The following is a 24,680-nucleotide window of genomic DNA, read 5'->3' as shown; positions in this document are numbered from 1 at the left end:
GCTGGACGGATGTCGTCGATGCTCACAATCCGTTCCGTCACCTTCCGCCCCGCCGCCTGGTTGTTGCCCGTCGCTGTCGCCGCTCTGGCGGCGTCGACCGGCCTCGCAACGACCGGCGCCTTCGCCGCGCCGCAGGCGGCCGATCGCGGCGCCAAGGCCGAGGCCTCCGACAGGAACGACCCGCATGCCCGCGCGGTGCGCCAGCTGCGTTTCGGCACGGCGGACCGGCCGTTCGCGGCGGACTCGCCCTGGAACGCGCGCCCCATCGGCGTGACGCTGGGCACCGACGAGATCCCCAAGGCCAAGAACTATCCGACGCTGGAAGACGGGAAGTGGTCGACCGGCGTGTTCGTCGCGTCGCCCGACGACAAGCCGGTGACGGTGCTGCCGCTGCCGGGACGCAAGGGCATCTGGGATCCGGACGCGGAAACCATGCGCGACCAGATCACGATCCCGCGCTGGCCCGCCGGCGTCGAGCCCGCGAGCGCGGCCGACGGCCACGGCGACATCGTCGATCCGGTGGACCGGATGATCCATTCGTTCAACGTGCTGCGCTTCATCGACGGCCAGTGGCGGGCCGACCAGTACGCGTGGACGAAGCTCGACGGCCGCGGCTGGGGCGAGCCCGGCCACTACTTCCAGGGCGCGCGCGCCGCCGCGGTGCCGACCATGGGCGGCCTGGTGCGCGCCAAGGAGATCGACGACAACGACGAAGTGTTCCGGCACGCGCTGGCGATGTCGCTGACGCACACCGGCCTGTCGCCGGATCCCGCCTACATCTTCCCCGCGACCTCGGCCGACACCGGCGCGAAGTCCAACACCGGCAAGGTGCCGCAGGGCGCGTTGATGATGCTGCCGCCGGACTTCGACACCGAGCGCATCAAGGATCCGCTGCTGCGCAAGGTCGCGCGCACGCTCAAGGTCTACGGCGCCTACGTCGTGGACCGGAACGTCGAGACGCCTTACGTGATCTACGTCGAGATGGGCGCCAACAAGTCGCCGATGAAGCGCGGCTGGCATCCCGAGTTCGCGGCCGAGCTGGACCGCGTGCGCGGCGGGCTGCGCCAGGTGATGTCGGTGGATCGCTGGGTCGACGGCAACGGCCGGCCGATGTCGATGGACACGCCGCAGAACCGGTTCTCGCTGCGCGGCCCGTGGAAGCGCGGCGGCAATGACGCGGCGATGAAGTCGGCCGCGACGGGGACGACCGCCACCGCGGCCGCCGGCGGCGATCGCACTGGCGCCGGTTACGACACGCGCCGTCAGGCCGTGGTGTTCCCGGCGGGCGAGGGCGTGACGGTGCTGGTCAACGACTCCGGCCGCAGCCTGCAGCCGGTCACCTGGGCGAAGCCCGAGGCCGGCAAGCGCTACAAGCTGACCGCGACCGCCACCGGCGGCGCGAAGCTTCAATTGCAACTGCTTGATGCAGGCCGACGCACGACGCTGTTCGACAGCGGCGAGCTGGCCGACGGGGCGAGCAGGACCTTCGAATGGCCCGAAGGGCAGGGCGCCGTGCGGGTCACCGTGCGCAGCGGCCCCGGCCCGGGCGAATCGTCGGTCGGCGGCGCGCTGGTGCCCGTGGACGCGAAGGACGATTCGAAGGATGTCGCGCCGGACAAGTCCGACAAGTCCGACAAGTCCGACAAGTCGGACAGGACCCGCGCGAAGACGCAGGACAAGGCTTCTCCGGGGAGTGCCCGATGACGCTGCGCGCGCACCGCGACCCCGACTGGGCCGCCGACGTCGCCCGCTGGGGCCTGGGCCGCATGCCGCTGCGCGAGCAGTCGATGTGGGCGCTCTGGGTCTACCGTTACGGCCGCCGCGTCGACGCGGCGCCGGCGGGCGTCGGCCAGAAGCTGCATCGCAAATTCCACTTGCTGCTGCACACGGTCGTCGAGACGCTGACCGGCATCAGTCTGCCCAAGCAGACGCGCATCGGGCCGGGCCTGCAGATCTGGCACTTCGGCGGCATCTTCGTGAATCCGGGCACCGTGATCGGCGCCGGCTGCACCTTGCGCCAGGGCGTGACGCTGGGCAACCGCGTCGACGGCGGACCGTGTCCCGTGCTGGAGGACGGCGTCGAGCTCGGCGCGTATGCGCAGGTGCTCGGCGGCGTGCGCCTGGGCGCCGGCTGCAAGGTCGGCGCGATGAGCGTCGTGCTGCAGGATGTGCCGCCCGGCGCGACCGCCGTCGGCAATCCGGCACGCATCCTGCATAAAGCGCCGGCCGGATCCCCGGTCGGCACGGCGTCTTCATCGGCTTGCGCCGCGAGCGGTGCCGTGAACGACGCCGGGAACGATGCTTGCCCTCGCGACGAGGTCCCCGGCAGCGATGCCGGACCGCACAAGAACAAGCTTCCGGCCCCCGTGAACGGTCAGGAGTCTGGGAGTTTGACCCTTTGAAGATCGCCTACCTCGTCAATCACTACCCGAAGGTCAGCCACACGTTCATCCGCCGCGAGATCCTCGCGCTGGAGAAGCAGGGCCAGGACGTCCTGCGCGTCGCGGTGCGCGGCTGGGACGATCCCGCGCCCGATGCGCAGGACCAGGCGGAGAAGTCCCGCACGCATTACCTGCTGCGCGGCGGCGCGCTGTCGCTCGGCGGCGCGCTGGTCCGTGAGGCGCTTCGCGCGCCCGGACGTTTCTTCGGTGCGCTCAAGCTCGCGCTGCGCATGGGCCGTCGCGCCGACCGGCCGCTGCCGCTGCACCTTGTCTACCTCGCCGAGGCCTGCGTCGCCTTCAAGCTGATGCGCGAAGCCGGCGTCACGCACGTGCACGCGCACTTCGGCACCAACTCGACCGAGGTCGCGATGCTGCTGCATGCGCTCGGCGGTCCGGGCTACAGCTTCACCGTCCACGGTCCCGAGGAATTCGACAAGCCCGAGTTCCTGCACCTGGGCGAGAAGATGCGCCGCGCACGCTTCGTCGTCGCGATCACGTCCTTCTGCCGCAGCCAGCTGTTCCGCTGGGTCGAGCGCGCGCACTGGGCCAAGGTGCAGGTCGTGCACTGCGGCCTGGAGCCGGGCTTCCACGCCGGCGCCGACACGCCGCCGACGGGCAAGCGTCTCCTGGCGATCGGACGCCTCGCCGAGCAGAAGGGTCACCTCTTGCTGATCGAGGCCGCCGCGCTGGTAGCGAAGCATCGCCCTGACTTCGAGCTGGTGCTGGCCGGCGACGGCGAACTGCGTCCCGCCATCGAGGCGCGCATCGCCGAGCTCGGCCTGCAGCGCACGGTGCGCATCACCGGCTGGATCGGCAGCGACCAGGTCCGCGCCGAGCTGATGGCCGCGCGCGCGCTGGTGCTGGCCAGCTTCGCCGAGGGCCTGCCCGTCGTCGCGATGGAAGCGATGGCGCTGGGCCGTCCGGTGGTGAGCACCTCCATCGCCGGCATCCCCGAACTCATCGTGCCCGGCACGCACGGCTGGCTGGTGCCGGCCGGCGACGCGCAGGCGCTGGCCGACGCGATGCGCGATTGCCTCGACTGCGACGACGCGCGCCTGGCCGAGATGGCCGAGGCCGCGCGCACCCGGGTGCTCGCGCGTCACGACGTGGACACGGAGGCCACGCGCCTGCTCCGCCTCTTCAGCGAGTACGCCCATGCTTGACACCGTGCTGACCGTGATCCACGTGCTGCTCATCCTGGGCACGCTGCTGCTGGCCTTGCCCGCCGGGCTGCTGCTGACGCAGGTCGCGCTGGCGATGAAGCGCCCGGACCCGCTGCCCGCAGTACCGCGTCCGGCCCGCATCGCCGCGCTGATCCCGGCCCACGACGAGGGCCACGGCGTGCGCGCGACCATCATGCAGACGCTGTCGCAGCTGGGCCCGGACGACCGCGTGCTGGTCGTGGCCGACAACTGCAGCGACGACACGGCGGACCAGGCCCGCATGGTCGGCGCCGAAGTCGTCGAGCGCTCCGACGCGGAGCGCCGCGGCAAGGGCTGGGCGCTGGACTTCGGCGTGCGCCACCTGGAGATGCTGGCGCTGCGCGAGGGCCATGCGCCCGACGTCGTCATCGTGCTGGACGCCGACTGCGTGCTGTCGCCCGGCCTAATTCCGCGCCTGGCCGGACTGGCGCAGGCGCACGGCCGGCCGGTGCAGGCCAGCTACCTGATGAGCGCGCCCACGCCCGGCCTCAAGGCCCGCGTGGCCGAGTTCGCGATGCGCGTGAAGAACCTGGCGCGTTCGCGCGGCATGTTCCGGCTCGGCCTGCCGTGCCAGCTGCTCGGCACCGGCATGGCCTTCCCGTGGGCGGTGGCGCAGCGCGCGCCGCTGGCCAGCGGCCATCTGGCCGAGGACATGCAGCTTGGCGTGCGCCTGGCCAGCGACGGCACGCCGCCGCTGTTCTGCGAGGACGTGCTGGTCACCAGCGTCTTCGCCGCCAGCCAGGAAGGCGAACGCAGCCAGCGCACGCGCTGGGAGCACGGCCACCTCTCGCTGCTGGTGGGCGAGGGCCCCAAGCTGCTGTGGGACGCGCTGCGCCGCGGCCGCTTCGCGCAGGCGATGCTGGTGATGGACATGCTGGTGCCGCCGCTGGCGCTGCTGGCCGGCCTGCTGGTCGTCGCCACGCTGGTGCAGGCCGTCTGGGCGCTGGCCACCGGGCTGGTCGCCGGGCTGGTGATCGCGCTGCTGGGCGTGTTCGCGCTGGCGACGGCCATCTTCGCGGCGCGGCATCGCTTCGCGGACGACCTGATCGGACTGGGCGAGCTGCTCAAGGCGCCGATGTACGTCCTGGCCAAGCTGCCGATCTACATCAGCTTCGTGGTGCGCCGCCAGACCGAATGGGTGCGCACCAGGCGCGACCACTGACGCGCCGGAACGCACCATGACGGACACCGACACCTCTCTCCACGCACGGGCGGCCTCGCCGGCCGCAGCGACCGCGTCTGCCGCTTCTGCCGCGTCCGCCGGCGCGACCTGGATCGCCCGCTGGAGCGCCATCCTGGACGCGCTGACCGTGGTCGACGACGAGCGCGCCGTCGATGACGGCCTGCTGCGCGATTTCACCGGCGTGCTGCGTCCGCGCGTGGTGGCTTTCGTCAATGCGCACGCGATGAACTCGGCGGCGACCGATGCCGGCTTCGCCGCCGCGGTGGCCGAGGCCGACTGGGTGCTGCGCGACGGTTCCGGCATGAAGATGCTGATGAGCCGCCTGGGCCGCGCGCCCGGCCTGAACCTGAACGGCACCGACCTCATTCCGCGCGTCATGGCCCGTTACGCCGGCCGTCGCATCCTGCTGCTCGGCACGCGCGATCCGCAGCTGTCCCTCGCGGCCGCGAAGATCCGCGACGAGCTCGCCCCCGGCGCGACCGTCGACGCGCTCGACGGCTTCCGCGCGCCGGAGGTCTACGTCGAGCAGGCGCTGGCCTTCGCGCCCGACCTGATCGTGCTCGGCATGGGCATGCCCAAGCAGGAGCAGGTCGCGCAACTGCTGCGCCACGCGATGCACCGCCCCTGCCTGATCGTGTGCGGCGGCGCGATCCTCGATTTCCTCGGCGGCGGCGCGACGCGCGCGCCCGCCTGGATGCGCCGCTCGGGCATCGAATGGCTGTACCGCCTGGCGCGCGAACCGCGCCGGCTGTTCAAGCGCTACGTGCTCGGCAATCCCCTGTTCCTGGCGCGTGCGCGGCGTTACGCCGCCGCGACCGCCGACCAGCGTTCGTCAGCCTGACATGCCAGCGACGCCCCTCGCCCGTTCCGGAGGTACTCCCCATGTCCCAGCCTGATCCACAACCTCAGCCGATCGTGCATGCCAATCCGCGGCAGCAGCACGTCATCGCGATCGACCTGGTGCGCTTCCTCGCCGCAGTGCTGGTGCTGTTCTCGCACCTGGCATTCAGCATCGGCGACCGGCCCGACAGCCGGCCCTACGAGCTCAGCGGCGGCACCTTCTCGCAGCCGCTGATCCCCTGGCTGTCCTTCTACGGATGGATCGGGGTGCAGGTCTTCTTCGTGATCTCGGGCATCGTGATCGCGTACTCGGCGCGCGGCGCCACGCCCTACGCCTTCCTGCGCAGCCGCGTGGTGCGACTGGTGCCGGCGGCCTGGGTCTGCTCGACGCTGACGCTGGCCGTGCTGGCCTGGCACTACAGCGGCTTCACCACCGAGCTGATGCGCGGCTACCGCCACAGCATGCTGTTCATGCCCTGGTACCCGTGGATCGACAACGTCTTCTGGACGCTGGGCGTGGAGATCTTCTTCTACGCCTCCGTCGGCGTGCTGATCTGGCGCGGCAAGGAGAAGGCCATCGGAACGCTGGCCGCGGCGCTGGGCTGGATCTGCCTGGCCTACTGGGTCGCGTACAGCCTGGGCCAGAGCGGCGTGGTGCCGGCGCTGACGGTGCTGCACAAGACGCTGCCCTATCTGGTGGAACGGGTGCTGGAGCTGCTGCTGGTGAAGCACGGCGCCTTCTTCGCCGCCGGCATCTTCATCTGGGCCGTGCTGATCGACCGCCAGAAGCGGCCGTCCTGGGCGACGCTGATCGCCACCGCCGCGGCCTGCGTGGTGCAGATCTACTGGACCAACGTCGACGCCAACGGCCCGCGCACCAACCCGTGGTGGCCGGCGCTCGCGATCTGGCTGATCAGCCTGGCCGTGATCTTGCTTGGCATCCGGCACAACGCGACCTGGCGTTCGAGCGCGTCGCTGGTGAGCCTGCTGCGCGTGCTGGGCCTGATGACCTACCCGCTGTACCTGGTCCACCAGAACATCGGCGCCGTCGTGATGGGGATCATGCGCCGCGCGGGCATCGAGCCGGCCATGACGCTGTTCCTGGCCAGCGTCGTGGTGCTGCTGCTGAGCTGGCTGGTGGTGACCTATGCCGAACCCGTGGTCAAGCGCTGGGTCGGCGCCGTGATGGACCTGGTCCGGCTGCGCCTGACGGGCGTGCGTCCGGCGACGGACGCCGCCCATCGCTCCAAAGGATGAGTTCCCTGGTTATGGACATCGATCTGCTGATCTCGAAGATCCACCGCAAGCTGGTCTACAAGTTCGCGCCGCGGCTCGTGCCGGGGCAGGTGAAGGCGCTGCAGCGCCTCAATGAGACGAGCACCGAATCCGTCGTGGCCCCGGGCGGCCCGGTGGTCTCGCTGACGACCTACGGCCCGCGCATCGACACGGTGCACCTGACGATCGAGAGCATCGGCCGCGGCCAGCTCAAGCCGTCGCGGCTGACGCTGTGGCTGGACGACGAGCGCCGCTTCAAGGACCTGCCCGAAGGGCTGCGCCGCTTGCAGGCGCGCGGGTTGGAAGTGCACCTCACCGACAACCTCGGCCCGCACACGAAGTACTACCCGTACGTCGCGTCCAAGCCGCACCACGAGGTGCCGCTGGTGACGGCGGACGACGACATCGTCTATCCGCGCTGGTGGCTGCGCCGCCTGTGGAACGCCTACCGGGCCGCGCCGGAGCAGATCAGCTGCTACCGCGCGCACGTGGTGGCGCTGGAAGGCCAGGGCAAGGACGAGGCGGTCATCCGCCCGTACCGCGACTGGCCGCCCTGCGGCAGCCGCGAGCCGCGCTGGCGCCACTTCGCGACCGGCGTGTCGGGTGTGATCTATCCGCCGCGGTTCCTGGACTTCATGCACGCGCAGGGCGACGCCTTCAAGGCCGTCTGCCCGAAGGCCGACGACATCTGGCTGCATGCGATGGCGCTGCGCGCCGGCCTGCGGGTACGCCAGCTCGGCCGCCTGCCGCGCTACTTCGAAGGCTTGCCCGGGACGCACGACCAGGGGCTGGTGCACTTCAACAGTTTCAACGGCGGCAACGACCGCCAGATCGCCGCGACCTACGTCGCGTCCGACCTGCGCAAGATGGCGGAAGAGCCGGCCTGAGCCGGACCTCCCCGAGTACCCGGATCGCACGCGTGTCCATCCTCAACAACATCAAGTGGGCGGCCTTCTCGCAGCTGGCCCGCATCGGCTCGCAGATCGCCAGCGTGACGCTGCTGGCGCGGCTGCTGTCGCCGTCGGACTACGGCCTGCTGGCGATCGCGGCGATCTTCACCAACTTCGCGATGCTGTTCCGCGACTTCGGCACCGGCTCGGCGCTGATCCAGCGCGAGACGCTGACCGACGGCCTCAAGGCGTCGGTGTTCTGGCTCAACATGGCGCTGGGCGGCCTGATCTGCCTGACGCTGATGGTCGCGTCCCCGGCGGTCGCGCACTTCTACGACTCGCCCACGCTGGTGCCGGTGCTGTGCCTGATGGCGCTGTCCTTCCCGGTGTCGTGCAGCAGCATCGTCCACCAGTCGCTGCTGGAGCGGGCCTCGCAGTTCAAGCGCATCGCCGCGGTCGAGAGCGTCGCCGTCGTGCTGGCGCTGCTCGCCGCCGTGGCGGCCGCGCTGGCGGGCTGGGGCGTGTACGCGCTGGTGGCGCAGACCCTGGTCGCCGCGATCGTGCAGGGCGCGATGCTCTGGGCGATGTCGGACTGGCGTCCGGGCTGGCGCCCGCGCTGGGACGGCCTGCGCGAGATCTCGCGCTACAGCGGCAACGTGTCGGCCTTCCAGTTCGTCAACTACTTCGCCCGCAATGCCGACAGCTTCATCATCGGCAAGGTGCTGGGCTCCGCGGTGCTGGGCCTGTACAGCGTGGCCTACCGGCTGATGCTGTTCCCGGTGCAGAACATCAGCCACGTGGTGGCGCGCGCGGTCTTCCCGCTGCTGACGCAGGCGCACCAGCAGGGCGGCAAGGGCCAGATGGCCGACGTCTACCTGCGCTCGCTCAGCGTCATCACCTTCGGCACCGCGCCGGTGATGGCCGCGCTGTGGTTCTTCCGCGATCCGACGGTGGCCGTGGTCTTCGGCGCCAAGTGGGCGGGCGCGGAGACGCTGCTCGCCTGGCTCGCGCCGACCGGCTTCATCCAGTCGGTGCTCAGCACCTCCGGCAGCGCCTTCCTCGCCACCGGCCACGCCGGGCTGATGCTGCGTTACGGCGTGATCGGCTCGGTGCTGCAGGTCGCGTCCTTCGCCATCGGCATCCATTACGGCGTGGTGGGCCTGACGCAGGCCTACCTGATCGCGACGGTGCTCAACCTGCTGCTGACCATGATCGCGGTGCTGCGTCTGCTCGAGACCGGCCTGCCGCAGCTGCTGCGCGCCGTCGGCTTCCAGGTGCTGGCCGCGCTGACCGCCGGCGTGCTGGTCTGGGGCGGCGACCGCTGGATCTTCGGCGCCGCCGCCACGGGCGGCCATGAAGGCCTGTGGCGCCTGGCCGCTCAGTACGCGCTGTTCGGCGCCTGCTACCTCGGCGTCATGGCCGTGCTGGCGCCGCAGAAGATGGCTTCCGTGAAGGCCCTGTTCCGCAACAAGCTGTCCCGCGCGTCATGAGGCGCCGCATGAAACGACCCGCGAACCCCCACCCATGAGCGCTTCCCTGACCACCGAATCCCAGGCCACCGCCTCGGCCGCGCACGGCGCGATCCTGATGGTGTGCTTCACCTTCCCGCCCGAGTTCGGCGGCGCGATCGTGCAGGCGCTGCGGCTGGGCGCGGAGCTGCAGACGCGCGGCTGCGAGGTGGCCTTTTTGGCCGACAACGGCGACGGCCCCGACGGCGACCTGCGCCACGAGTCCTTCGACCTCTACCGCCGCCGCACCTTCACCGCCGCGCGTTCCAACCTGCGCAAGCTGATCTGGACGCTGCGCATCGTGCTGTTCGCGCTGGCGCATCCGAAGTTCCGCGTCTTCCATTTCCATTCGGTGCAGGGGCCGGAGCTGCTGGCGATGCCGGTGCTGAAGTGGCTGGGCCGCAAGACCATCGTCAAGCTGACGCTGGCCGAGTCCGACGATCCCGCCACGCTGACGAACCGCCGGCTGATGGGCAGGCTGTACCGCGCCTGCCTGGGCTCGGTGCACCGCTACATCGCGATCTCGCCCAGCCTCAAGCGCATGGCCTGCAGCGTCGGCGTGGCGCCGGAGCGCGTGCTGCTGGTCGCCAACGGCGTCGAGACCGACCGCTACTACCTGCCCATGCCCGACGAGGTGGCGAAGGCGCGCCGCGCGCTCGACATCCCGGACGGCGTGCCGGTGCTGGCGACCATCGGCGCGGTCGAGCACCGCAAGGGCTACGACCTGCTGATCGCGGCCTTCGAGACCATCCGGCGCGAGCGCCCCGACGCGGTGCTGCTGATCATCGGCCCGGGCAACGACAACAAGAACCCGTTCCACGTCCAGCTGCAGCAGTTCATGAAGGATCGCGGCATCGGGGGCGTGCGCTTCCTGGGCCGTCGCGACGACATCCACGACATCCTGCGCGCGGTCGACCTGTTCGCGTTCTGCTCGCGCCAGGAGGGCTTCGGCACCGCCATCGTCGAGGCGATGTGCGCCGGCCTGGCCGTCGCGGTGATGGACATTCCCGAGATCACCGGCTGGATCGTCGGCGACCGCCCGGACGCGGTGAACACGCCGTCGCGCGATCCGGAGGAGTTCGCGCGCCTTTGCCTGCAGCTGCTGGCCCAGCGCACGCCGGCCTCGTCCGCCGCGCTGGCGGAAAGCGCCCGGCAGGACTTCGGCATGTCCGCCATCGGCAACACCTACGAGGCCCTGTATGCCGAACTCTGCAGAGCTTGATCGGCATTCCCCCGACGGTTCCCCCGAGGGTTCCCCCGATGTTTCCCCTGGAGCACGCAAGATGAGCGCGGTGACCTTCCGCATCGAGCCGACCGGCAACCTGGGCAACCAGATGATGCAGCTGATGCTGGGCCACACGCTGCGCAGCAAGATCCCCGAGCTGGAGATCGTCGGCCACGACATGCCGCTGTGGGGCCTGAAGGGCGGCGAGGCGCCGGCCCCGCGCGGCAAGCCGGTGGAGCTGCGCGGCCACCTGATCGACATCCACGCCATCGCCTCGCTGGTCAAGGCCGGCCTGATGCGCGACATGACGCTGGAAGGCATCGGCTCGCGCATGGCCAACTACCTGCCGCCGTCGGCCTACCAGTCGCTGTTCCCGGCCGGCCAGGCCGAGGTCGAGCACCATGGCGCCGACGAGCTCCTGATCAGCGTGCGCGGCGCCGAGATCCTCGGCCAGTGCCACCCGGACTACGGCCCGGTGCCGCCGGCCTACTACCGCCAGCTGGCGCGCGAGACGGGGCTGCGGCCGGTGCTGTTCGGCCAGATCGAGGACGACTGGTACTCGCGCCTGCTGATGGAAGCGATGCCGGACGCGCGCGTCGTGCGCAGCCACGGCGTGCTGGCCGACTTCGAGCGGCTGCGCAGCGCGCGGCACGTGGTCACCAGCGTCAGCTCCTTCGCGTGGCTGGCGACCTGGTTCTCCAACGCCGAAACCATCCACGTGCCGGTGCTGGGCCTGCTCAACCCGGCGCAGCGGCCCGACGTGGACCTGCTGCCGCTGGACGATCCGCGCTACCGCTTCTACCGCTTCCCGATCCGTCACTGGAACGGCCAGCAGGAGGACGTGGACGGCCTGAGCCGCGAGCAGCACTATCCGCTGATGTCGCGCGACGAGGTGGCCGCGATGCTGCGCCAGGCCGACGCGGCCACGCGCGGCCAGCGTCTGGAGCTGGGGGCCAAGACCCTGGTCAAGGGCGTACTCGGGCGGCTGCGCGGATGAACACCCCCTTGCGCCTTCCTGGGAGCGGCTCGGCGGGCGGCCCCGCGATCCCCCCCGCGATCCCCCCCGTGAGCGGGGGACGGACACCGGCTTGCCGCGGGCAGTCATGGACAATGTCGACCGTTCCGTCCGGACCGTCCACGGGTCCGTCCACAGCATTGCGGGAGCGCGCTTGAAAGTCCTCGTCACCGGCGCCGCCGGCTTCATCGGCATGCATGTCAGCCAGATCCTCCTGGCGCGGGGCGACCAGGTGGTCGGCCTGGACAACCTCAACGACTACTACGACCCGCGGCTCAAGCACGACCGTCTGGCGCGCCTGACCGGCCGACCCGGCTTCGAGTTCGTCCATCTGGACGTGGCCGATCGCCAGGGCATGGCGGACCTGTTCGCCAAGCACAAGGTCGACCGCGTCGTGCACCTGGCCGCGCAGGCCGGCGTGCGCTACTCGCTGGTGAACCCGCATGCGTACATCGAATCCAACATCGTCGGATTCACCAACATCCTGGAAGGCTGCCGCCACCACGGCGTGCAGCACCTGGCCTACGCGTCGAGTTCCAGCGTCTATGGCGGCAACACGCACATGCCCTTCAGCGAGCACCACGGCGTGGACCATCCGGTCAGCCTGTACGCCGCGACGAAGAAGGCCAACGAGCTGATGGCCCACACCTACAGCCATCTCTTCAACCTGCCGACGACGGGCCTGCGCTTCTTCACCGTGTACGGGCCCTGGGGCCGGCCGGACATGGCGCTGTTCCTGTTCACGAAGGCGATCCTCGCGGGCGAGCCGATCAAGGTCTTCAACCACGGGAAGATGATCCGCGACTTCACCTACATCGACGACATCGCCGAAGGCGTGGTGCGCGTGCTCGACCGCACCGCCACCGCAGATCCGGCGTACGACCCCGTGTCGGCCGATCCGGCGCGTTCGAACGCGCCCTACCGTGTCTTCAACATCGGCAACCATGCGCCGATCCCGCTGATGGACTTCATCGGCGCGATCGAGCAGGCCGTGGGCCGCGAGGCGATCAAGGAGTTCCTGCCGCTGCAGGACGGCGACGTGCCGGCCACCCACGCCGACGTCGAGGAACTGGCCCAGTGGACCGGTTTCCGCCCGGCGATGCCGGTGCCCGAGGGCATCCGCCGCTTCGTCGCCTGGTACCGCGAGTACTACCAGCAATGAGATTCGGGACGGGCCGGCACCGCGGCCCCGTCCCTGCAGATTCAACCGGAATTCAACCAGGAGTATTGGAATGAAAGTCACGACGATCGGCACCGGCTACGTGGGCCTGGTCACCGGCGCCTGCCTGGCCGAGATGGGCAACCACGTGGTCTGCCTGGATGTGAACGCCGAGAAGATCCGCGTCCTCAACGAAGGCGGGATTCCCATCCACGAGCCGGGCCTGGACGCGGTGGTCAAGCGCAACGTGGCCGCCGGCCGCCTGCAATTCACGACCGACGTGGACCACGCCGTCAACCACGGCACCATCCTGTTCATCGCCGTCGGCACGCCGCCGGGCGAGGACGGCTCGGCCGACCTGCAGTACGTGCTGGCGGCGGCGCGCTCCATCGGCCAGCGCATGACCGACTACAAGGTCATCGTCGACAAGAGCACGGTGCCGGTGGGCACGGCCGACAAGGTCAGCGCGGCCATCGCCGAGGAACTGGCCAGGCGCGACACCAAGGTCGGCTTCTCGGTGGTGTCCAACCCCGAGTTCCTGAAGGAAGGCGCGGCGATCGAGGACTTCATGAAGCCCGATCGCATCGTCGTCGGCTCCGACGACGAGCAGGCCACGCTGATGATGCGCGCGCTGTATGCGCCGTTCACCCGCAGTCATGACCGCCTGTTCGTGATGGATGTGCGCAGCGCCGAGTTCACCAAGTACGCCGCCAACGCGATGCTGGCCACGCGCATCAGCTTCATGAACGAGCTGGCGCTGCTGGCCGAGAAGGTCGGCGCCGACATCGAGCTGGTGCGTCGCGGCATCGGCTCCGATCCGCGCATCGGCTACCAGTTCCTGTACGCGGGCGCCGGTTACGGCGGTTCGTGCTTCCCCAAGGACGTGAAGGCGCTGGTGCGCACCGGCCGCGAGCACGACCAGGCGCTGTTCGTGCTGAACGCCGTCGAGGAAGCCAACGACCGCCAGAAGCTGGTGCTGGTCGACAAGATCGTCGCGCGCTTCGGCGAGGACCTGGCGGGCAAGCGTTTCGCGCTGTGGGGCCTGGCCTTCAAGCCCAACACCGACGACATGCGCGAAGCGCCGTCGCTGGTGATCATCGAGGAACTGGTCAAGCGCGGCGCGGCGATCGCGGCCTATGACCCGGTCGCGATGAGCGAGGCCAACCGCCTGCTCGCGCAGGTGCCGGGCGTGAGCTTCTGCGAACGCGCGGAACACGCGCTGGCCGACTCCGACGCGCTGGTCATCGTGACCGAGTGGAAGGAGTTCCGCACGCCGGACTTCGACCGCATCAAGTCGGAACTCAAGCAGCCCGTGGTCTTCGACGGCCGCAACCTGTATGAGCCGGCGCTGATGAAGACGCTGGGCATCGAGCACCACGCGATCGGGCGCGGCACGCGCAAGCCGCAGTAAAGATTCGCGCGATCCGCGCGTTCCCCCCGGAACGACAACGCCGCGGCCCGTGAGGGTCCGCGGCGTTGTGCCTTTCGGGCGCCGCTTCCGCCGGGCCTCGCGGCCCGGAGACGGCAATGCCGGGATCAGGAGGCGCAGACGCGCCCCGCGGCCACGCCGCTGCCGGTCTTGACCAGCGTCGGACGCAGGGTCGACTCGACGCCGTCGATGCCGCTGCGGCCCCAGGTCGTGACCTTGAAGCCGGTCACGCTGGGCCAGGCGAAGGTCACCGACTGGCCGTCCGCGAGGTAGCCGCTGTCGTAGACGGTGGCGCCGGTCGCGCGGTCGGCGATGGTCATGCGGAAGGTCGCGCCGCCGGTGCCGGCGACGGAGAGGCGGAAGGACTCGCCGGTCGCGGGCGTGGCCCAGGTCACCGGATTCACCGCCCGGCCGGTCGCGTTGGCCTGCTCGATCAGCGTGGTCGTCGCCGGGAACACCAGCGCCTGGCGCCAGGTGTCGAACTCGCCGCTGACGGTGCCCTTGGTGCGCCACCAGGCGCCGCGCATCGACAGCAGGTTCATCGCGGTGCTGGTGACCGTCGAGCTGTTCTTGTTGTTCCCGTCCACCCACCAGGCGGCGCTCTCCAGCGGGCGCAGGGCGGCGCGGATCGCGTCCAGGTCGTTGGCGGTGCTGTTGCTCCAGCCGTTCTTGTGCAGCTTGAAGTCGGCGCCGATCTCGACGTAGATGACGAAGGGCGTGCCGTTGTTGCGGTCGACGACGTAGGCGCCGTACTTCTTCAGCGTCTCGGCGATCTTGCGCAGCTCCGGCGTGGCCAGCGCCTGCGCGTCGAAGGTCGACGGCAGCATCAGCAGCGAGCCCATCGGGATCTGGCCGCTGTTGGCGGTGGCGGCGTTGGAGTCCGCCGAGGTGGCCGGGAAGCGGTAGGTCGGGCTGTTGCTCAAGCCGTTGAAGTCCAGCGACATGGCCAGCGCGTGGTTGTACATCGCGGCGCCGTCGTTGACCTCATGCTTGCGGACCAGGCCGCCGAGCGTGGACACGCCGGCCGCGCGCGAGCCCTGGTAGTAGTGGGAAGGGTCGCCCACGCCGCGGCCCGACAGCGGCGTCCAGGCGTACTGCACGGTGACCCAGGCGCCGTTGACCTGCTTCAGGCCCCAGAAGGAATGGACGACGCCGGCGGCGGCATCGACGATTTCCGCATGGCCGTCGTTGCCGGTGGCCGGCTGGGTGTTGGCGGGCCAGTGCGGGATGGTGATGCTGGGACGGTAGATCTCGCTGTCCGGATCCCACACGCCTTGCGCGTTGACGCCGGTGACGACCATGGGCGCGTCGGTCTCGGCCGCCTCGAAGGCCGCGCTGGACCAGGTGCCGCTGTCCACGGACGGGTAGTAGGTCGAGGTCGGGATCGTCGCGGTGCCCAGCACCGCGCCGACCGGGCGGCTGTTCCAGGGCGAGTCCGGGCTGAACGGACGCTGGAAGGTGCCGAAGTTGCCGACGGTGCAGGCCGCGGCGGCGGCGGGGCGCAGCTTGCCCGAGACGGCGGCGCTGGTGACGGCGCCGGCGCTGGCGCCGAACAGTGCGGACACGCCGGCGACTGCTTCGCTGGCGGCGGCGCCGGGGGCGACGCTGAGGGTGGTGACCGGCGCCGACGCGGCGATCGGCGGCGTCTCCGGATTGGTGGCGCCGGTGCCGGCGATGCCGACGGTCTGGCTGCCGGCGGCGCTGCCGCCCCCGCCGCAACCCGCCAGCAGCAGGCTGGTGGCCAGCGCGCAGGCGCTCAGGCAGGTGGAAACTCGCGAAGTCGAAGAGATATTCGTCATGGTGATTCGGAAAACTAGGAATGCGCAAAATGCGCGTTGACGATCGACTGCCTTCAATCTCTTCTTCTTGCGCGCCGGTGATGGGATCCATTCACCGGGCGGGATTCTTGTTACTGGATGTTGGCGCCCCGGAAGTGGTCTGCTTCATTTCCTCCCTGCCGGGACAGGTGTTGCAGCCACGATTCAGTATGGGGATCCGAGGTCCCGTTTTTCCATAGGAGACATCGGTACCACGGCGCGATTCCGGGAATAGTCGACGGCCTGTCGGAGGTACGGTTTGAAACATCGACGTCGAGGATTGACAACCCCACGGATGTCTCGGATCCACCCCTTATTGCGGGCGGTTACATACTCGGATGTCGGGTTTCCAGATGCACGTGAATGGGGCGCGTGATATTGAGGTTCAATATTCGAAGTCACTGTCGGCAAACGCACTACAGGCGGTTTGCAGGCGGTGTGGACAGGCATCGTCCATCCTCGAAACTCCTGTCCGGGGCACCGTCGATCGAGGGGGGGCGCGTCCGGAGCGCCCCAGGAGGGCGTGGGATACTGCCGCCTTCGTCTGAGGGAATCGAGATGGTCAAGATCAATGAGATCGTGGTCGACAACGCCAAGCCGTTCGTGCTGTTCGGCGGGGTCAACGTGCTGGAGTCGGAGCAGTTCGCCGTCGACGTCTGCGGCGAGTACGTCCGCGTCACGAAGGAACTCGGCATCCCCTACGTCTTCAAGGCCTCGTTCGACAAGGCCAACCGGTCCTCGATCAAGAGCTACCGCGGCCCGGGACTGGACGCGGGGCTGAAGATCTTCGAGGCGGTCAAGAAGGCCCACGGCGTGCCGGTGCTGACGGACGTCCATGAGCCGCATCAGGCGGCCGAGGTCGCCGCCGTCTGCGACGTGCTGCAGCTGCCGGCCTTCCTGGCGCGCCAGACCGACCTGGTGATCGCGCTGGCCAGGACGGGCCGGGTGATCAACATCAAGAAGCCGCAGTTCGTCAGCCCGCCGCAGATGAAGAACATCGTCGAGAAGTTCGAGGAAGGCGGCAATCCGAACCTGATGCTGTGCGATCGCGGCGCGCAGTTCGGCTACGACAACCTCGTCGTGGACATGCTGGGCTTCGGCGTGATGAAGCAGGTCAGCGGCAACAAGCCGGTGATCTTCGACGTGACGCACGCACTGCAGCAGCGCGAGTCCGGCGCCGCCGCGTCCGGGGGGCGTCGCGGGCAGGTCACCGAGCTGGCCCGCGCCGGCATGGCGATCGGCCTGGCGGGGCTGTTCCTGGAGGCGCATCCGGCGCCCGAGAAGGCGCTCTGCGACGGTCCCAGTGCGCTGCGCCTGTCGCAGCTGAAGGCCTTCCTGGAGCAGGTCAAGGCCGTCGACGATCTGGTCAAGAGCTTCCCCGCGCTCGACACGAACTGATCGCGGGCCGATGCGGGAGCCTCGGCTGGCGCGGCCTCAGGCCGGACGCTTGGGGACGACCGTCATCCTCGGCAAGTGACGCCGGATCCACGCGGTGACCGCGTCGGTGGCGTCCATGCCGGGACGCTCGATCCAGCGGAAGGTCGCGAAGCAGGTGCCGATGAGGATGGGCGTCAGCGCGGCGATCAGCAGCCAGTGGGTCACGCTGGACACTTCGGCCACCCACTCGCGGTCGAGCACGAAACGGAAGGCGATGAACAGCGCCAGGCCGTGCAGCAGGTAGAGGCTGTAGGCGAGTTCACCGAACAGGCGCGAGACGCCTCGCCGCAAGGCGCCGAAGAGATCGGTGCCGCAGGCGATCAGCGCGAACACGAGCGTCAGCAGCGCAAGGGGCGCCGCGGCATGCGGGCTGGGGAAATACGCGATCGTCGCCAGCAGCGAGAGCGTGGCCACGACCGACGCGCCCCAATGCCGCGCCAGCGCGCACACGCGAGGCAGCTTGGTCAGCAAGGCGGCGAGGATGCCGCTGGCGAAGGGCACCAGCGCCGCGAGCGGCAGGCCGACCTGCCAAGCCACCGCGACCGCCACGGCGGCCAGCAACAGCGAGAGCGCCGGCGGCGCCAACCCCAAGCACAGCGCCAGCACCGGCAGGAACAGGTAGAACAACCACTCGACGCGCAGCGACCAGGTCACGCAGGCCAGCACCAGGCAGGTGTCGGGCGTGGCGTTGAGGTCGACCGTCCCGGGGATTGTGAACGCCAGCCAGTAGAGCGATTGCTTGACCAGGCTGAGCGCGGGGACGCGCAACTGGCCCTCTGACAGCAGGGCGACGACGACGAAGAGCGCGGCGACCGCGACCAGGTACAGCGGCGTCAGCCGCATCACGCGCGACACGTAGAGCTTGAGCCAGTCGACGCCGCGCTGCCGTCCGTCGATCAGCTTCAGCGAGAACAGGAAGCCCGTGATCATGAAGAACAGCACCACGCTGGACTTGCCGAGGTGGACGTAGACGGGGCTGGGTGGAAGCTCCCATCGGCCGGTGCGCAGGTAGAAGTACCAGGCGCAGGCGTGGTGGAGGAACACGGCGAAGGCAAGGTAGCCCCGCAGGCCGTCGATGGTGGCGAACCGGCCCGCGGCGGAGGGGGCGCCGAACCATCGGGAGAGCAGTGCGACGCAGGTCAGCGCGACCAGCAGCAACCCGACCAGCGGGAACACACCCGTCGGACCCATGGCACCTCCCCAAGTGTGCCGGGAGGGTAGGGCGAATAGCGCGCGGGCGCGATCCCCAGTTTCGTATCAGGCGAGCAGGGACGCGGCCAGCACGGCCACGATGCGAGGCGCGGCCTGGCCGTCCCACAGCGGAGGGCGGCGCCCCTCTCCGCTCCCTCTCCCGCTTGCGGGAGAGGGCAGGGGTGAGGGTCGCTCGATGTCGTCGAGCCTTCGCATCGCCAACGCCAGGATGCGCGCCGGATCCGTGCCGGCGATCTCGTTGGTGCCGAGATCGACCGTCACCGGGCGCTCGGTGTTCTCGCGCAGCGTCAGGCAGGGGATGCCCAGCGCGGTCGTTTCTTCCTGCAGGCCGCCGCTGTCGGTCAGCACCAGCGCCGCGCGGCGCCACAGCGCCAGGAACGGTTGGTAGGGCAGAGGCGGCAGCAGGTGGAGTCCGGGCGCCGCCGCGATGCCCAGCGCCGCCAAGCGTTCGCGCGTGCGCGGATGAACCGGGAAGAGCAGCGGCAGTCTTGCCGACAAGGTGCCCAGCGTGGCCATCAGCCCTGAGAGCTGGACCGGATCGTCGACGTTGGCGGGTCGATGCAGCGTCACCACCCCGAAGCGTCCGCCGATCGCGTCGCCAGCGCGGATGCTGGCTTCGGTGTCAGTGACCACGCCCACGCCCCAGCCCATGCCCGCACTCACGCCAGCCGCATGCAGTGCCGCTTGCGCCGTCTGCCGAGCTTCCAGCGCCTGGGCATCGCCGGCCTCCAGGCGCGCGAGCTGGTACAGCAGGTTGTCGACCATCACATGGCCGACCTCATGGATGCGGCTGTCCGGATGCCCTTCGCGCCGCAGATGGGCTGCGGCGCTCGGCTCGGTCGTGAAGAGCCAGTCCGCGATCGCGTCGGTGGCGCGGCGGTTGATCTCCTCGGGCATGGTCATGTCGCCGCTGCGCAGGCCGGCCTCGACATGCGCCACGCGCACGCCGAGCTTGCGCGCCGTCAGCGCGCAGGCCAGCGTGGAGTCGACGTCGCCGACGACGACGCAGGCCGCGGGCCGGTCCGCGATCACGTGCGGCTCATACGCCTGCATGATCCGCGCGGTCAGTTGCGCGTGACCGCCGCCATGGCAGTCCAGCGACACATCCGGCGGCGGCAGGCCGAGTTCGTCGAAGAACACGCCGCTCATCGCGGCGTCGTGATGCTGACCGGTGTGGATCAGCTTCCACTGGAGCCGGCCATCGGCCCGAAGCGCCCGCACCAGCGGCGCGAGCTTCATGAAATTCGGCCGCGCGCCCGCGATGAGGTGGATCAGCGGCGCGGCCATCGGCAGGTCAATCGAAGGATTTCGCGTCCGCGAGCAGCGGCGCCTTCGCGTCCTTCTCGGCGAGCTTGAATTCGACGGGCAGCCTGGGCCACTCGATGCCGATCGCCGGATCGTCCCAGCGCACCGATCCCTCCGCCTGCGGCGCGTACAGGTCGGTGGTCTTGTAGAGGAAGTCCGCCGTCTCGCTCAGGACCAGGAAGCCGTGCGCGAAGCCCGGCGGGATCCACAGCTGGCGGTGGTTCTCGCCGGTCAGCTCCACGCCGACCCACTTGCCGAAATTGGGGCTGGAACGGCGCATGTCGACGGCGACGTCGAACACCGCGCCCGCCGTGCAGCGCACCAGCTTGCCCTGCGCATGCGGCGGCAGCTGGAAGTGCAGGCCGCGCAGCACGCCCTGGCTGGAACGTGAATGGTTGTCCTGCACGAAGCGCACGTCGTGGCCGCAGGCGGCGTTGAACTTCGGCTCGGTCCAGCTCTCCATGAAGAAGCCGCGCGCGTCGCCGAAGACCTTCGGCTCGACGATCAGCACCTCGGGCAGCGCAGTGGGGATCACATTCATCAGAACACCTTCTCGTTGAGCACCTGCTTCAGGTATTGCCCGTATCCGTTCTTGAGCATCGGCTGCGCCAGCTTCTCGAGCTGCTCGGCGGTGATCCAGCCCTTGCGGAAGGCGATCTCCTCGGGGCAGGCCACCTTCAGGCCCTGGCGCTTCTCCAGCGTGGCGATGAACTGGCCGGCTTCCATCAGGCTGTCGTGCGTGCCGGTGTCCAGCCAGGCGTAGCCCCGGCCCATGATCTCGACGCTCAACTGTCCCTGCGTCAGGTAGCGCGCGTTGACGTCGGTGATCTCCAGCTCGCCGCGCGGGCTGGGCTGGATGTCGGCGGCGATGTCGCAGACCTGGCGGTCGTAGAAGTACAGGCCGGTCACGGCGTAGTTGCTCTTGGGCGCCTGGGGCTTTTCCTCGATGCTGACGGCACGCTTGTCCGCGTCGAACTCGACCACGCCGTAACGCTCGGGATCGTGCACGTGGTATGCGAAGACCGTGGCGCCGTCGGTCTGCGCGTCGGCGCTGCCCAGCAGGCCGGCGAAGTCGTGGCCGTAGAAGATGTTGTCGCCCAGCACCAGCGCGCTCGGCGCGCCGCCGATGAAGTCCTTGCCGAGGATGAAGGCCTGCGCCAGGCCGTCCGGGCTGGGCTGCAGGCAGTACTGCAGGTTGATGCCCCAGCGCGAGCCGTCGCCCAGCAGCGCCTCGAAGCGCGGCAGGTCCTGCGGCGTGCTGATCAGCAGGATGTCGCGCATGCCCGCCAGCATCAGCGTGCTGAGCGGGTAATAGACCATGGGCTTGTCGTAGACCGGCAGCAGCTGCTTGCTGATCGCCAGCGTGGCCGGGTGCAGCCGCGTGCCGGAGCCGCCGGCCAGGATGATGCCCTTGCGGGTGTCGTTGCTCATCAAAGGTCTCCGATCACAGGATCTCGTCGAGCAGCCGGTCCACGCCGGTCTGCCAGTGCGGCAGGACCAGGCCGAAGCGGTCCTGCAGCTGGTGGTTGTCCAGGCGCGAGTTCAGCGGGCGCGGGGCCGGCGTCGGATAGGCGCTGCTGGCCAGCGCCTCGACCTGCTCAGGCTGCACCTTCAGGCTCACGCCCTTGTCCCGCGCGCGCGTCAGCACGTGCTTCGCGTACTGGTGCCAGCTGGTCTCGCCGCTGGCGACCGCGTGGTAGATGCCGCACAGGGCGCGGTCCTTCAGCGTCGCGCGGATGACGTGGGCGGTGACGTCGGCCAGCAGGTCCGCGCCGGTGGGCGCGCCGATCTGGTCGGCGACGACCTTCAACTGATCGCGCTCAGCAGCGAGCCGCAGCATGGTCTTGGCGAAGTTGCCGCCGCGCGCCGCGTAGACCCAGCTGGTGCGCAGCACCAGCGCGTCCGCGCCGCTCGCGGCGATCAGCCGTTCGCCTTCGAGCTTGGTCTTGCCGTAGACGCTCAGCGGGCCGGTGGGCGCATCCTCGAAGCGCCAGTCGCTGCCGGCGCCGTCGAAGACGTAGTCGGTCGAGTAATGCACCAGCAGCGCGCCCAGGGCCTTGGCCTCCTCGGCCAGTACGCCGGTGGCGAGCGCATTGATCTGGCGGGCGGCCTCCGGCTCGCTTTCGGCCTTGTCCACGGCGGTGTAGGCCGCGGCATTGACGATGACGTCGGGCGCGACGCGGCGCACCGTGGCGCGTAGCGTGTCGCTGTCGCCGAGGTCGCCGCCTTCGCTGCGGTCCGGCGCGACGAGTTCACCCAGCGGAGCGAGGGCGCGTTGCAGCTCCCATCCCAGCTGGCCGTTCTTTCCAAGCAGCAGAACTTTCATGTCGTCTCGGGCTCAGCCGCCGTACTGCTTGGACACCCACTCGCGGTACGCGCCCGAGAGCACGCGCGAGGACCACTCCTCATTGGCGAGGTACCACTGCACCGTCTTGCGGATGCCGGTCTCGAAGGTCTCGGCGGGGCGCCAGCCCAGGTCGCGCTCGATCTTGCGCGCGTCGATCGCGTAGCGGCGGTCGTGGCCGGGGCGGTCCTTGACGTAGGTGATCAGGCGCGCGTACGGGCCGGCCGGGTCGGGGCGCAACTCGTCCAGCAGCGCGCACACCGTCTTGACGATGTCGATGTTGGCCTGCTCGTTCCAGCCGCCGATGTTGTAGGTCTCGCCCAGCGTGCCGCCGGCCAGCACCGCGCGGATGCCCGAGCAGTGGTCGGTGACGTAGAGCCAGTCGCGGATCTGCTGGCCGTCGCCGTACACGGGCAGCGGCTTGCCGGCCAGCGCGTTGACGATCATCAACGGGATCAGCTTCTCGGGGAAATGGTACGGACCGTAGTTGTTGCTGCAGTTGGTGGTGACCACCGGCAGGCCGTAGGTGTGGTGCCAGGCGCGGACCAGATGGTCGCTGGCCGCCTTGGACGCCGAGTACGGGCTGTTGGGCTCGTAGGCGTTGGTCTCGGCGAAGGGCGGGTCGTCGGCCTTCAGCGAGCCGTAGACCTCGTCGGTCGAGACGTGGTGGAAGCGGAAGCCCGTCTTCGCATCGCCCTCGAGCGCGGACCAGAACGCGCGCGCTGCTTCGAGCAGCGTGAAGGTGCCCTCGACGTTGGTGCGCATGAACGCGCCCGGGCCGTGGATGGAGCGGTCGACGTGCGACTCGGCGGCGAAGTGCACGATCGCGCGCGGGCGGTGGGTGCTCAGCAACTGGTCGATGAGCGCCCGATCGCAGATGTCGCCCTGGACGAAGACATGACGCGGATCGTCCTTCAGCGAGGCCAGGTTCTCCAGGTTGCCCGCGTAGGTCAAGGCGTCGAGGTTGACCACCGGTTCGTCCGAGGACTTGAACCAGTCGAGCACGAAATTGCTGCCGATGAAACCGGCGCCGCCGGTGACGAGGATCGTCATGGAACTTCCCTGAAACGTGAGGGCGTCGCTCCCCCGACAGGGCCGGCGACGCGTTCGATTACAACCGCCAGACCTTCAGGCCGGCGGCGCGGAGTTTGTCGCCGTTGAATGCAGCTTTCACATCGATGAAGGCGCCGCCTTCCACCAGCTTGGCGGCGAGTTCGTCGGCGCTCAGCGCCTTGTACTCGCGGTGGGCGACCGCCGCGACGATGGCGTCGGCGCGGGGCAGGTTGTCGTAGGCGTGCAGTCGCACGCCGTATTCATGCATCGCTTCCTCGGCCTCGGCCGCGGGGTCGGTCACCAGGACCTCGACCCCATAGCTCTGCAGCTCATGGATGATGTCGATCACCTTGGAGTTGCGCAGGTCGCCGCAGTCCTCCTTGAAGGTCAGGCCCAGCACGTTGACCTTGGCGCCCTTGACGTGGGACCCCGCCGCGATCATCTGCTTGATGGTCTGCTCGGCGATGAACTTGCCCATGCCGTCGTTGATGCGCCGGCCCGCCAGGATCACCTGGGGGTGGTAGCCCAGCATGTCGGCCTTGTGGGTCAGGTAGTACGGGTCCACGCCGATGCAATGGCCGCCGACCAGGCCCGGCTTGAACTTCAGGAAGTTCCACTTCGTGCCCGCGGCCTCCAGCACCTCGGAGGTGTCCAGGCCGATGCGCTCGAAGATGATCGCCAGCTCGTTCATCAGCGCGATGTTGAGGTCGCGCTGCGTGTTCTCGATGACCTTCGCCGCCTCCGCGGTCTTGATGCTGGACGCGCGGTGCACGCCCGGCACGATGATCTTCTCGTAGGTCTTCGCGACGATGTCCAGCGTCTCCGGCGTGTCGCCGGAGACGATCTTGAGGATCTTCGTCAGCGTGTGGTCCTTGTCGCCCGGATTGATGCGCTCCGGGCTGTAGCCGACGAAGAAGTCCTGCTTCCACTTCAGGCCGGACTCGCGTTCCAGCACCGGGATGCAGACCTCCTCGGTCGCGCCGGGGTAGACGGTCGATTCGTAGACCACGACCGCGCCGCGCTTCATGTGGCGTCCGACGCTGGTCGAGGAGCCGATCAGCGGCTTGAAGTCGGGGATGTGGGCCTCGTCCACCGGTGTCGGCACGGCGACGATGATGACGTCGGCGTCGGCCAGGCACGCCGGGTCGCTGTGGTACTCGGCATGGACGGCGGCCTGGACTTCCTCGTCCGTCAGTTCGCGCGACGGATCGGTCCCGGCGCGGCATTTGGCGACCTTGTCGACGGCGATGTCGAACCCGATCGTGCGGCCGTGCTTGCCGAACTCGACCACCAGCGGCAGCCCCACATATCCCAACCCGACGACGGCGATCACGGACACGGTCTT

The 24,680-nt window shown here is 69.4% G+C and carries 21 protein-coding genes; 13 read left to right on the top strand and 8 right to left on the bottom strand.

The features are described from left to right. Window positions 1-18 precede the first annotated feature (18 nt). From PV762_RS17240 to PV762_RS17185, 12 genes are all read left to right on the top strand, one after another. Complete coding sequence (locus PV762_RS17240) at window positions 19-1,704, top strand: Atrophin-1 multi-domain protein (RefSeq protein ID WP_421036230.1); 1,686 nt, start codon at window positions 19-21, stop codon at window positions 1,702-1,704. Then, the gene (locus PV762_RS17235) at window positions 1,701-2,402 is read left to right on the top strand and encodes a serine acetyltransferase (protein ID WP_421036229.1); all 702 of its coding nucleotides are present in this window, start codon (window positions 1,701-1,703) and stop codon (window positions 2,400-2,402) included. Before PV762_RS17240 ends, PV762_RS17235 begins: the two co-directional genes overlap by 4 nt. Beyond that, window positions 2,399-3,604, top strand: a complete 1,206-nt coding sequence (locus tag PV762_RS17230; RefSeq protein WP_421036228.1) for a glycosyltransferase — start codon at window positions 2,399-2,401, stop codon at window positions 3,602-3,604. Before PV762_RS17235 ends, PV762_RS17230 begins: the two co-directional genes overlap by 4 nt. Then, window positions 3,597-4,805: a glycosyltransferase family 2 protein gene (locus PV762_RS17225; protein ID WP_421036227.1), complete on the top strand. Its 1,209-nt coding sequence runs from the start codon at window positions 3,597-3,599 to the stop codon at window positions 4,803-4,805. The genes PV762_RS17230 and PV762_RS17225 overlap by 8 nt, the downstream gene beginning before the upstream one ends. 16 nt (window positions 4,806-4,821) lie before the next feature. After that, window positions 4,822-5,667, top strand: coding sequence for a WecB/TagA/CpsF family glycosyltransferase (locus PV762_RS17220; RefSeq protein ID WP_421036226.1), 846 nt, complete (start codon window positions 4,822-4,824; stop codon window positions 5,665-5,667). 41 nt (window positions 5,668-5,708) lie between these two features. Continuing rightward, window positions 5,709-6,923: an acyltransferase family protein gene (locus PV762_RS17215; RefSeq protein WP_421036225.1), complete on the top strand. Its 1,215-nt coding sequence runs from the start codon at window positions 5,709-5,711 to the stop codon at window positions 6,921-6,923. After that, window positions 6,920-7,828 (top strand): hypothetical protein, encoded by a 909-nt coding sequence (locus tag PV762_RS17210; protein ID WP_421036224.1) that lies wholly within the window; start codon window positions 6,920-6,922, stop codon window positions 7,826-7,828. The genes PV762_RS17215 and PV762_RS17210 overlap by 4 nt, the downstream gene beginning before the upstream one ends. Before the next feature lie 32 nt (window positions 7,829-7,860). After that, window positions 7,861-9,321: a lipopolysaccharide biosynthesis protein gene (locus PV762_RS17205; RefSeq protein ID WP_421036223.1), complete on the top strand. Its 1,461-nt coding sequence runs from the start codon at window positions 7,861-7,863 to the stop codon at window positions 9,319-9,321. A gap of 34 nt (window positions 9,322-9,355) precedes the next feature. After that, window positions 9,356-10,561, top strand: a complete 1,206-nt coding sequence (locus tag PV762_RS17200; RefSeq protein ID WP_421036222.1) for a glycosyltransferase family 4 protein — start codon at window positions 9,356-9,358, stop codon at window positions 10,559-10,561. Window positions 10,562-10,622: 61 nt separating this feature from the next. Next, window positions 10,623-11,561, top strand: a complete 939-nt coding sequence (locus tag PV762_RS17195) for a hypothetical protein (protein ID WP_421036221.1) — start codon at window positions 10,623-10,625, stop codon at window positions 11,559-11,561. A gap of 172 nt (window positions 11,562-11,733) precedes the next feature. Next, window positions 11,734-12,741, top strand: coding sequence for an NAD-dependent epimerase (locus PV762_RS17190; RefSeq protein ID WP_421036220.1), 1,008 nt, complete (start codon window positions 11,734-11,736; stop codon window positions 12,739-12,741). Window positions 12,742-12,811: 70 nt separating this feature from the next. Then, window positions 12,812-14,149, top strand: a complete 1,338-nt coding sequence (locus tag PV762_RS17185) for a UDP-glucose dehydrogenase family protein (RefSeq protein ID WP_421036219.1) — start codon at window positions 12,812-12,814, stop codon at window positions 14,147-14,149. Window positions 14,150-14,274: 125 nt separating this feature from the next. Here the strand turns inward: PV762_RS17185 and PV762_RS17180 are convergent, their stop codons facing one another. Continuing rightward, a complete protein-coding gene (locus PV762_RS17180; protein WP_421036218.1) occupies window positions 14,275-15,966 on the bottom strand; it encodes an Atrophin-1 multi-domain protein in 1,692 nt (563 codons plus the stop codon). 576 nt (window positions 15,967-16,542) lie between these two features. Between PV762_RS17180 and kdsA the strand changes: the two genes are divergently transcribed. Next, complete coding sequence (kdsA, locus tag PV762_RS17175) at window positions 16,543-17,382, top strand: 3-deoxy-8-phosphooctulonate synthase (RefSeq protein WP_421036217.1); 840 nt, start codon at window positions 16,543-16,545, stop codon at window positions 17,380-17,382. Between the two features lie 36 nt (window positions 17,383-17,418). Here kdsA and PV762_RS17170 read toward each other — a convergent pair whose 3' ends face one another. From PV762_RS17170 to PV762_RS17140, 7 genes are all read right to left on the bottom strand, one after another. Further along, window positions 17,419-18,612 carry an acyltransferase family protein gene (locus PV762_RS17170; RefSeq protein WP_421036216.1) on the bottom strand — a complete coding sequence of 398 codons (1,194 nt, stop codon included), beginning with the start codon at window positions 18,610-18,612 and terminating at the stop codon, window positions 17,419-17,421. A gap of 66 nt (window positions 18,613-18,678) precedes the next feature. Next, window positions 18,679-19,920 (bottom strand): UDP-N-acetyl glucosamine 2-epimerase, encoded by a 1,242-nt coding sequence (locus PV762_RS17165; protein ID WP_421036215.1) that lies wholly within the window; start codon window positions 19,918-19,920, stop codon window positions 18,679-18,681. Window positions 19,921-19,927: 7 nt separating this feature from the next. After that, entirely contained in the window at window positions 19,928-20,479 is a 552-nt protein-coding gene (gene rfbC, locus PV762_RS17160; RefSeq protein WP_421036214.1) for a dTDP-4-dehydrorhamnose 3,5-epimerase, read from the bottom strand. Beyond that, window positions 20,479-21,369: a glucose-1-phosphate thymidylyltransferase RfbA gene (gene rfbA / locus PV762_RS17155; protein WP_421036213.1), complete on the bottom strand. Its 891-nt coding sequence runs from the start codon at window positions 21,367-21,369 to the stop codon at window positions 20,479-20,481. Before rfbA ends, rfbC begins: the two co-directional genes overlap by 1 nt. Before the next feature lie 13 nt (window positions 21,370-21,382). Beyond that, complete coding sequence (gene rfbD, locus PV762_RS17150) at window positions 21,383-22,264, bottom strand: dTDP-4-dehydrorhamnose reductase (RefSeq protein ID WP_421036212.1); 882 nt, start codon at window positions 22,262-22,264, stop codon at window positions 21,383-21,385. A gap of 12 nt (window positions 22,265-22,276) precedes the next feature. After that, complete coding sequence (gene rfbB / locus PV762_RS17145; RefSeq protein ID WP_421036211.1) at window positions 22,277-23,335, bottom strand: dTDP-glucose 4,6-dehydratase; 1,059 nt, start codon at window positions 23,333-23,335, stop codon at window positions 22,277-22,279. A gap of 58 nt (window positions 23,336-23,393) precedes the next feature. Then, window positions 23,394-24,674 carry a nucleotide sugar dehydrogenase gene (locus PV762_RS17140; protein ID WP_421036210.1) on the bottom strand — a complete coding sequence of 427 codons (1,281 nt, stop codon included), beginning with the start codon at window positions 24,672-24,674 and terminating at the stop codon, window positions 23,394-23,396. Between the last annotated feature and the right edge of the window lie 6 nt (window positions 24,675-24,680).

This window comes from Mitsuaria sp. CC2, from assembly GCF_048957715.1.
In the GTDB taxonomy this organism is placed as follows: domain Bacteria; phylum Pseudomonadota; class Gammaproteobacteria; order Burkholderiales; family Burkholderiaceae_C; genus Roseateles.
The sequence above is the reverse complement of the archived record's forward strand: the minus strand, read 5'-3'. Positions and strand labels throughout refer to the sequence as shown.

Excerpts from the sequence above, each read along its gene's own strand:
- PV762_RS17240 (WP_421036230.1), top strand. The coding sequence starts at position 19 with ATGCTCACAATCCGTTCCGTCACCTTCCGCCCCGCCGCCTGGTTGTTG.
- PV762_RS17235 (WP_421036229.1), top strand. The coding sequence starts at position 1,701 with ATGACGCTGCGCGCGCACCGCGACCCCGACTGGGCCGCCGACGTCGCC.
- PV762_RS17225 (WP_421036227.1), top strand. The coding sequence starts at position 3,597 with ATGCTTGACACCGTGCTGACCGTGATCCACGTGCTGCTCATCCTGGGC.
- PV762_RS17220 (WP_421036226.1), top strand. The coding sequence starts at position 4,822 with ATGACGGACACCGACACCTCTCTCCACGCACGGGCGGCCTCGCCGGCC.
- PV762_RS17215 (WP_421036225.1), top strand. The coding sequence starts at position 5,709 with ATGTCCCAGCCTGATCCACAACCTCAGCCGATCGTGCATGCCAATCCG.
- PV762_RS17210 (WP_421036224.1), top strand. The coding sequence starts at position 6,920 with ATGAGTTCCCTGGTTATGGACATCGATCTGCTGATCTCGAAGATCCAC.
- PV762_RS17200 (WP_421036222.1), top strand. The coding sequence starts at position 9,356 with ATGAGCGCTTCCCTGACCACCGAATCCCAGGCCACCGCCTCGGCCGCG.
- PV762_RS17195 (WP_421036221.1), top strand. The coding sequence starts at position 10,623 with ATGAGCGCGGTGACCTTCCGCATCGAGCCGACCGGCAACCTGGGCAAC.
- PV762_RS17185 (WP_421036219.1), top strand. The coding sequence starts at position 12,812 with ATGAAAGTCACGACGATCGGCACCGGCTACGTGGGCCTGGTCACCGGC.
- PV762_RS17180 (WP_421036218.1), bottom strand. The coding sequence starts at position 15,966 with ATGACGAATATCTCTTCGACTTCGCGAGTTTCCACCTGCCTGAGCGCC.
- kdsA (WP_421036217.1), top strand. The coding sequence starts at position 16,543 with ATGGTCAAGATCAATGAGATCGTGGTCGACAACGCCAAGCCGTTCGTG.
- PV762_RS17170 (WP_421036216.1), bottom strand. The coding sequence starts at position 18,612 with ATGGGTCCGACGGGTGTGTTCCCGCTGGTCGGGTTGCTGCTGGTCGCG.
- PV762_RS17165 (WP_421036215.1), bottom strand. The coding sequence starts at position 19,920 with ATGGCCGCGCCGCTGATCCACCTCATCGCGGGCGCGCGGCCGAATTTC.
- rfbC (WP_421036214.1), bottom strand. The coding sequence starts at position 20,479 with ATGAATGTGATCCCCACTGCGCTGCCCGAGGTGCTGATCGTCGAGCCG.
- rfbA (WP_421036213.1), bottom strand. The coding sequence starts at position 21,369 with ATGAGCAACGACACCCGCAAGGGCATCATCCTGGCCGGCGGCTCCGGC.
- rfbD (WP_421036212.1), bottom strand. The coding sequence starts at position 22,264 with ATGAAAGTTCTGCTGCTTGGAAAGAACGGCCAGCTGGGATGGGAGCTG.
- rfbB (WP_421036211.1), bottom strand. The coding sequence starts at position 23,335 with ATGACGATCCTCGTCACCGGCGGCGCCGGTTTCATCGGCAGCAATTTC.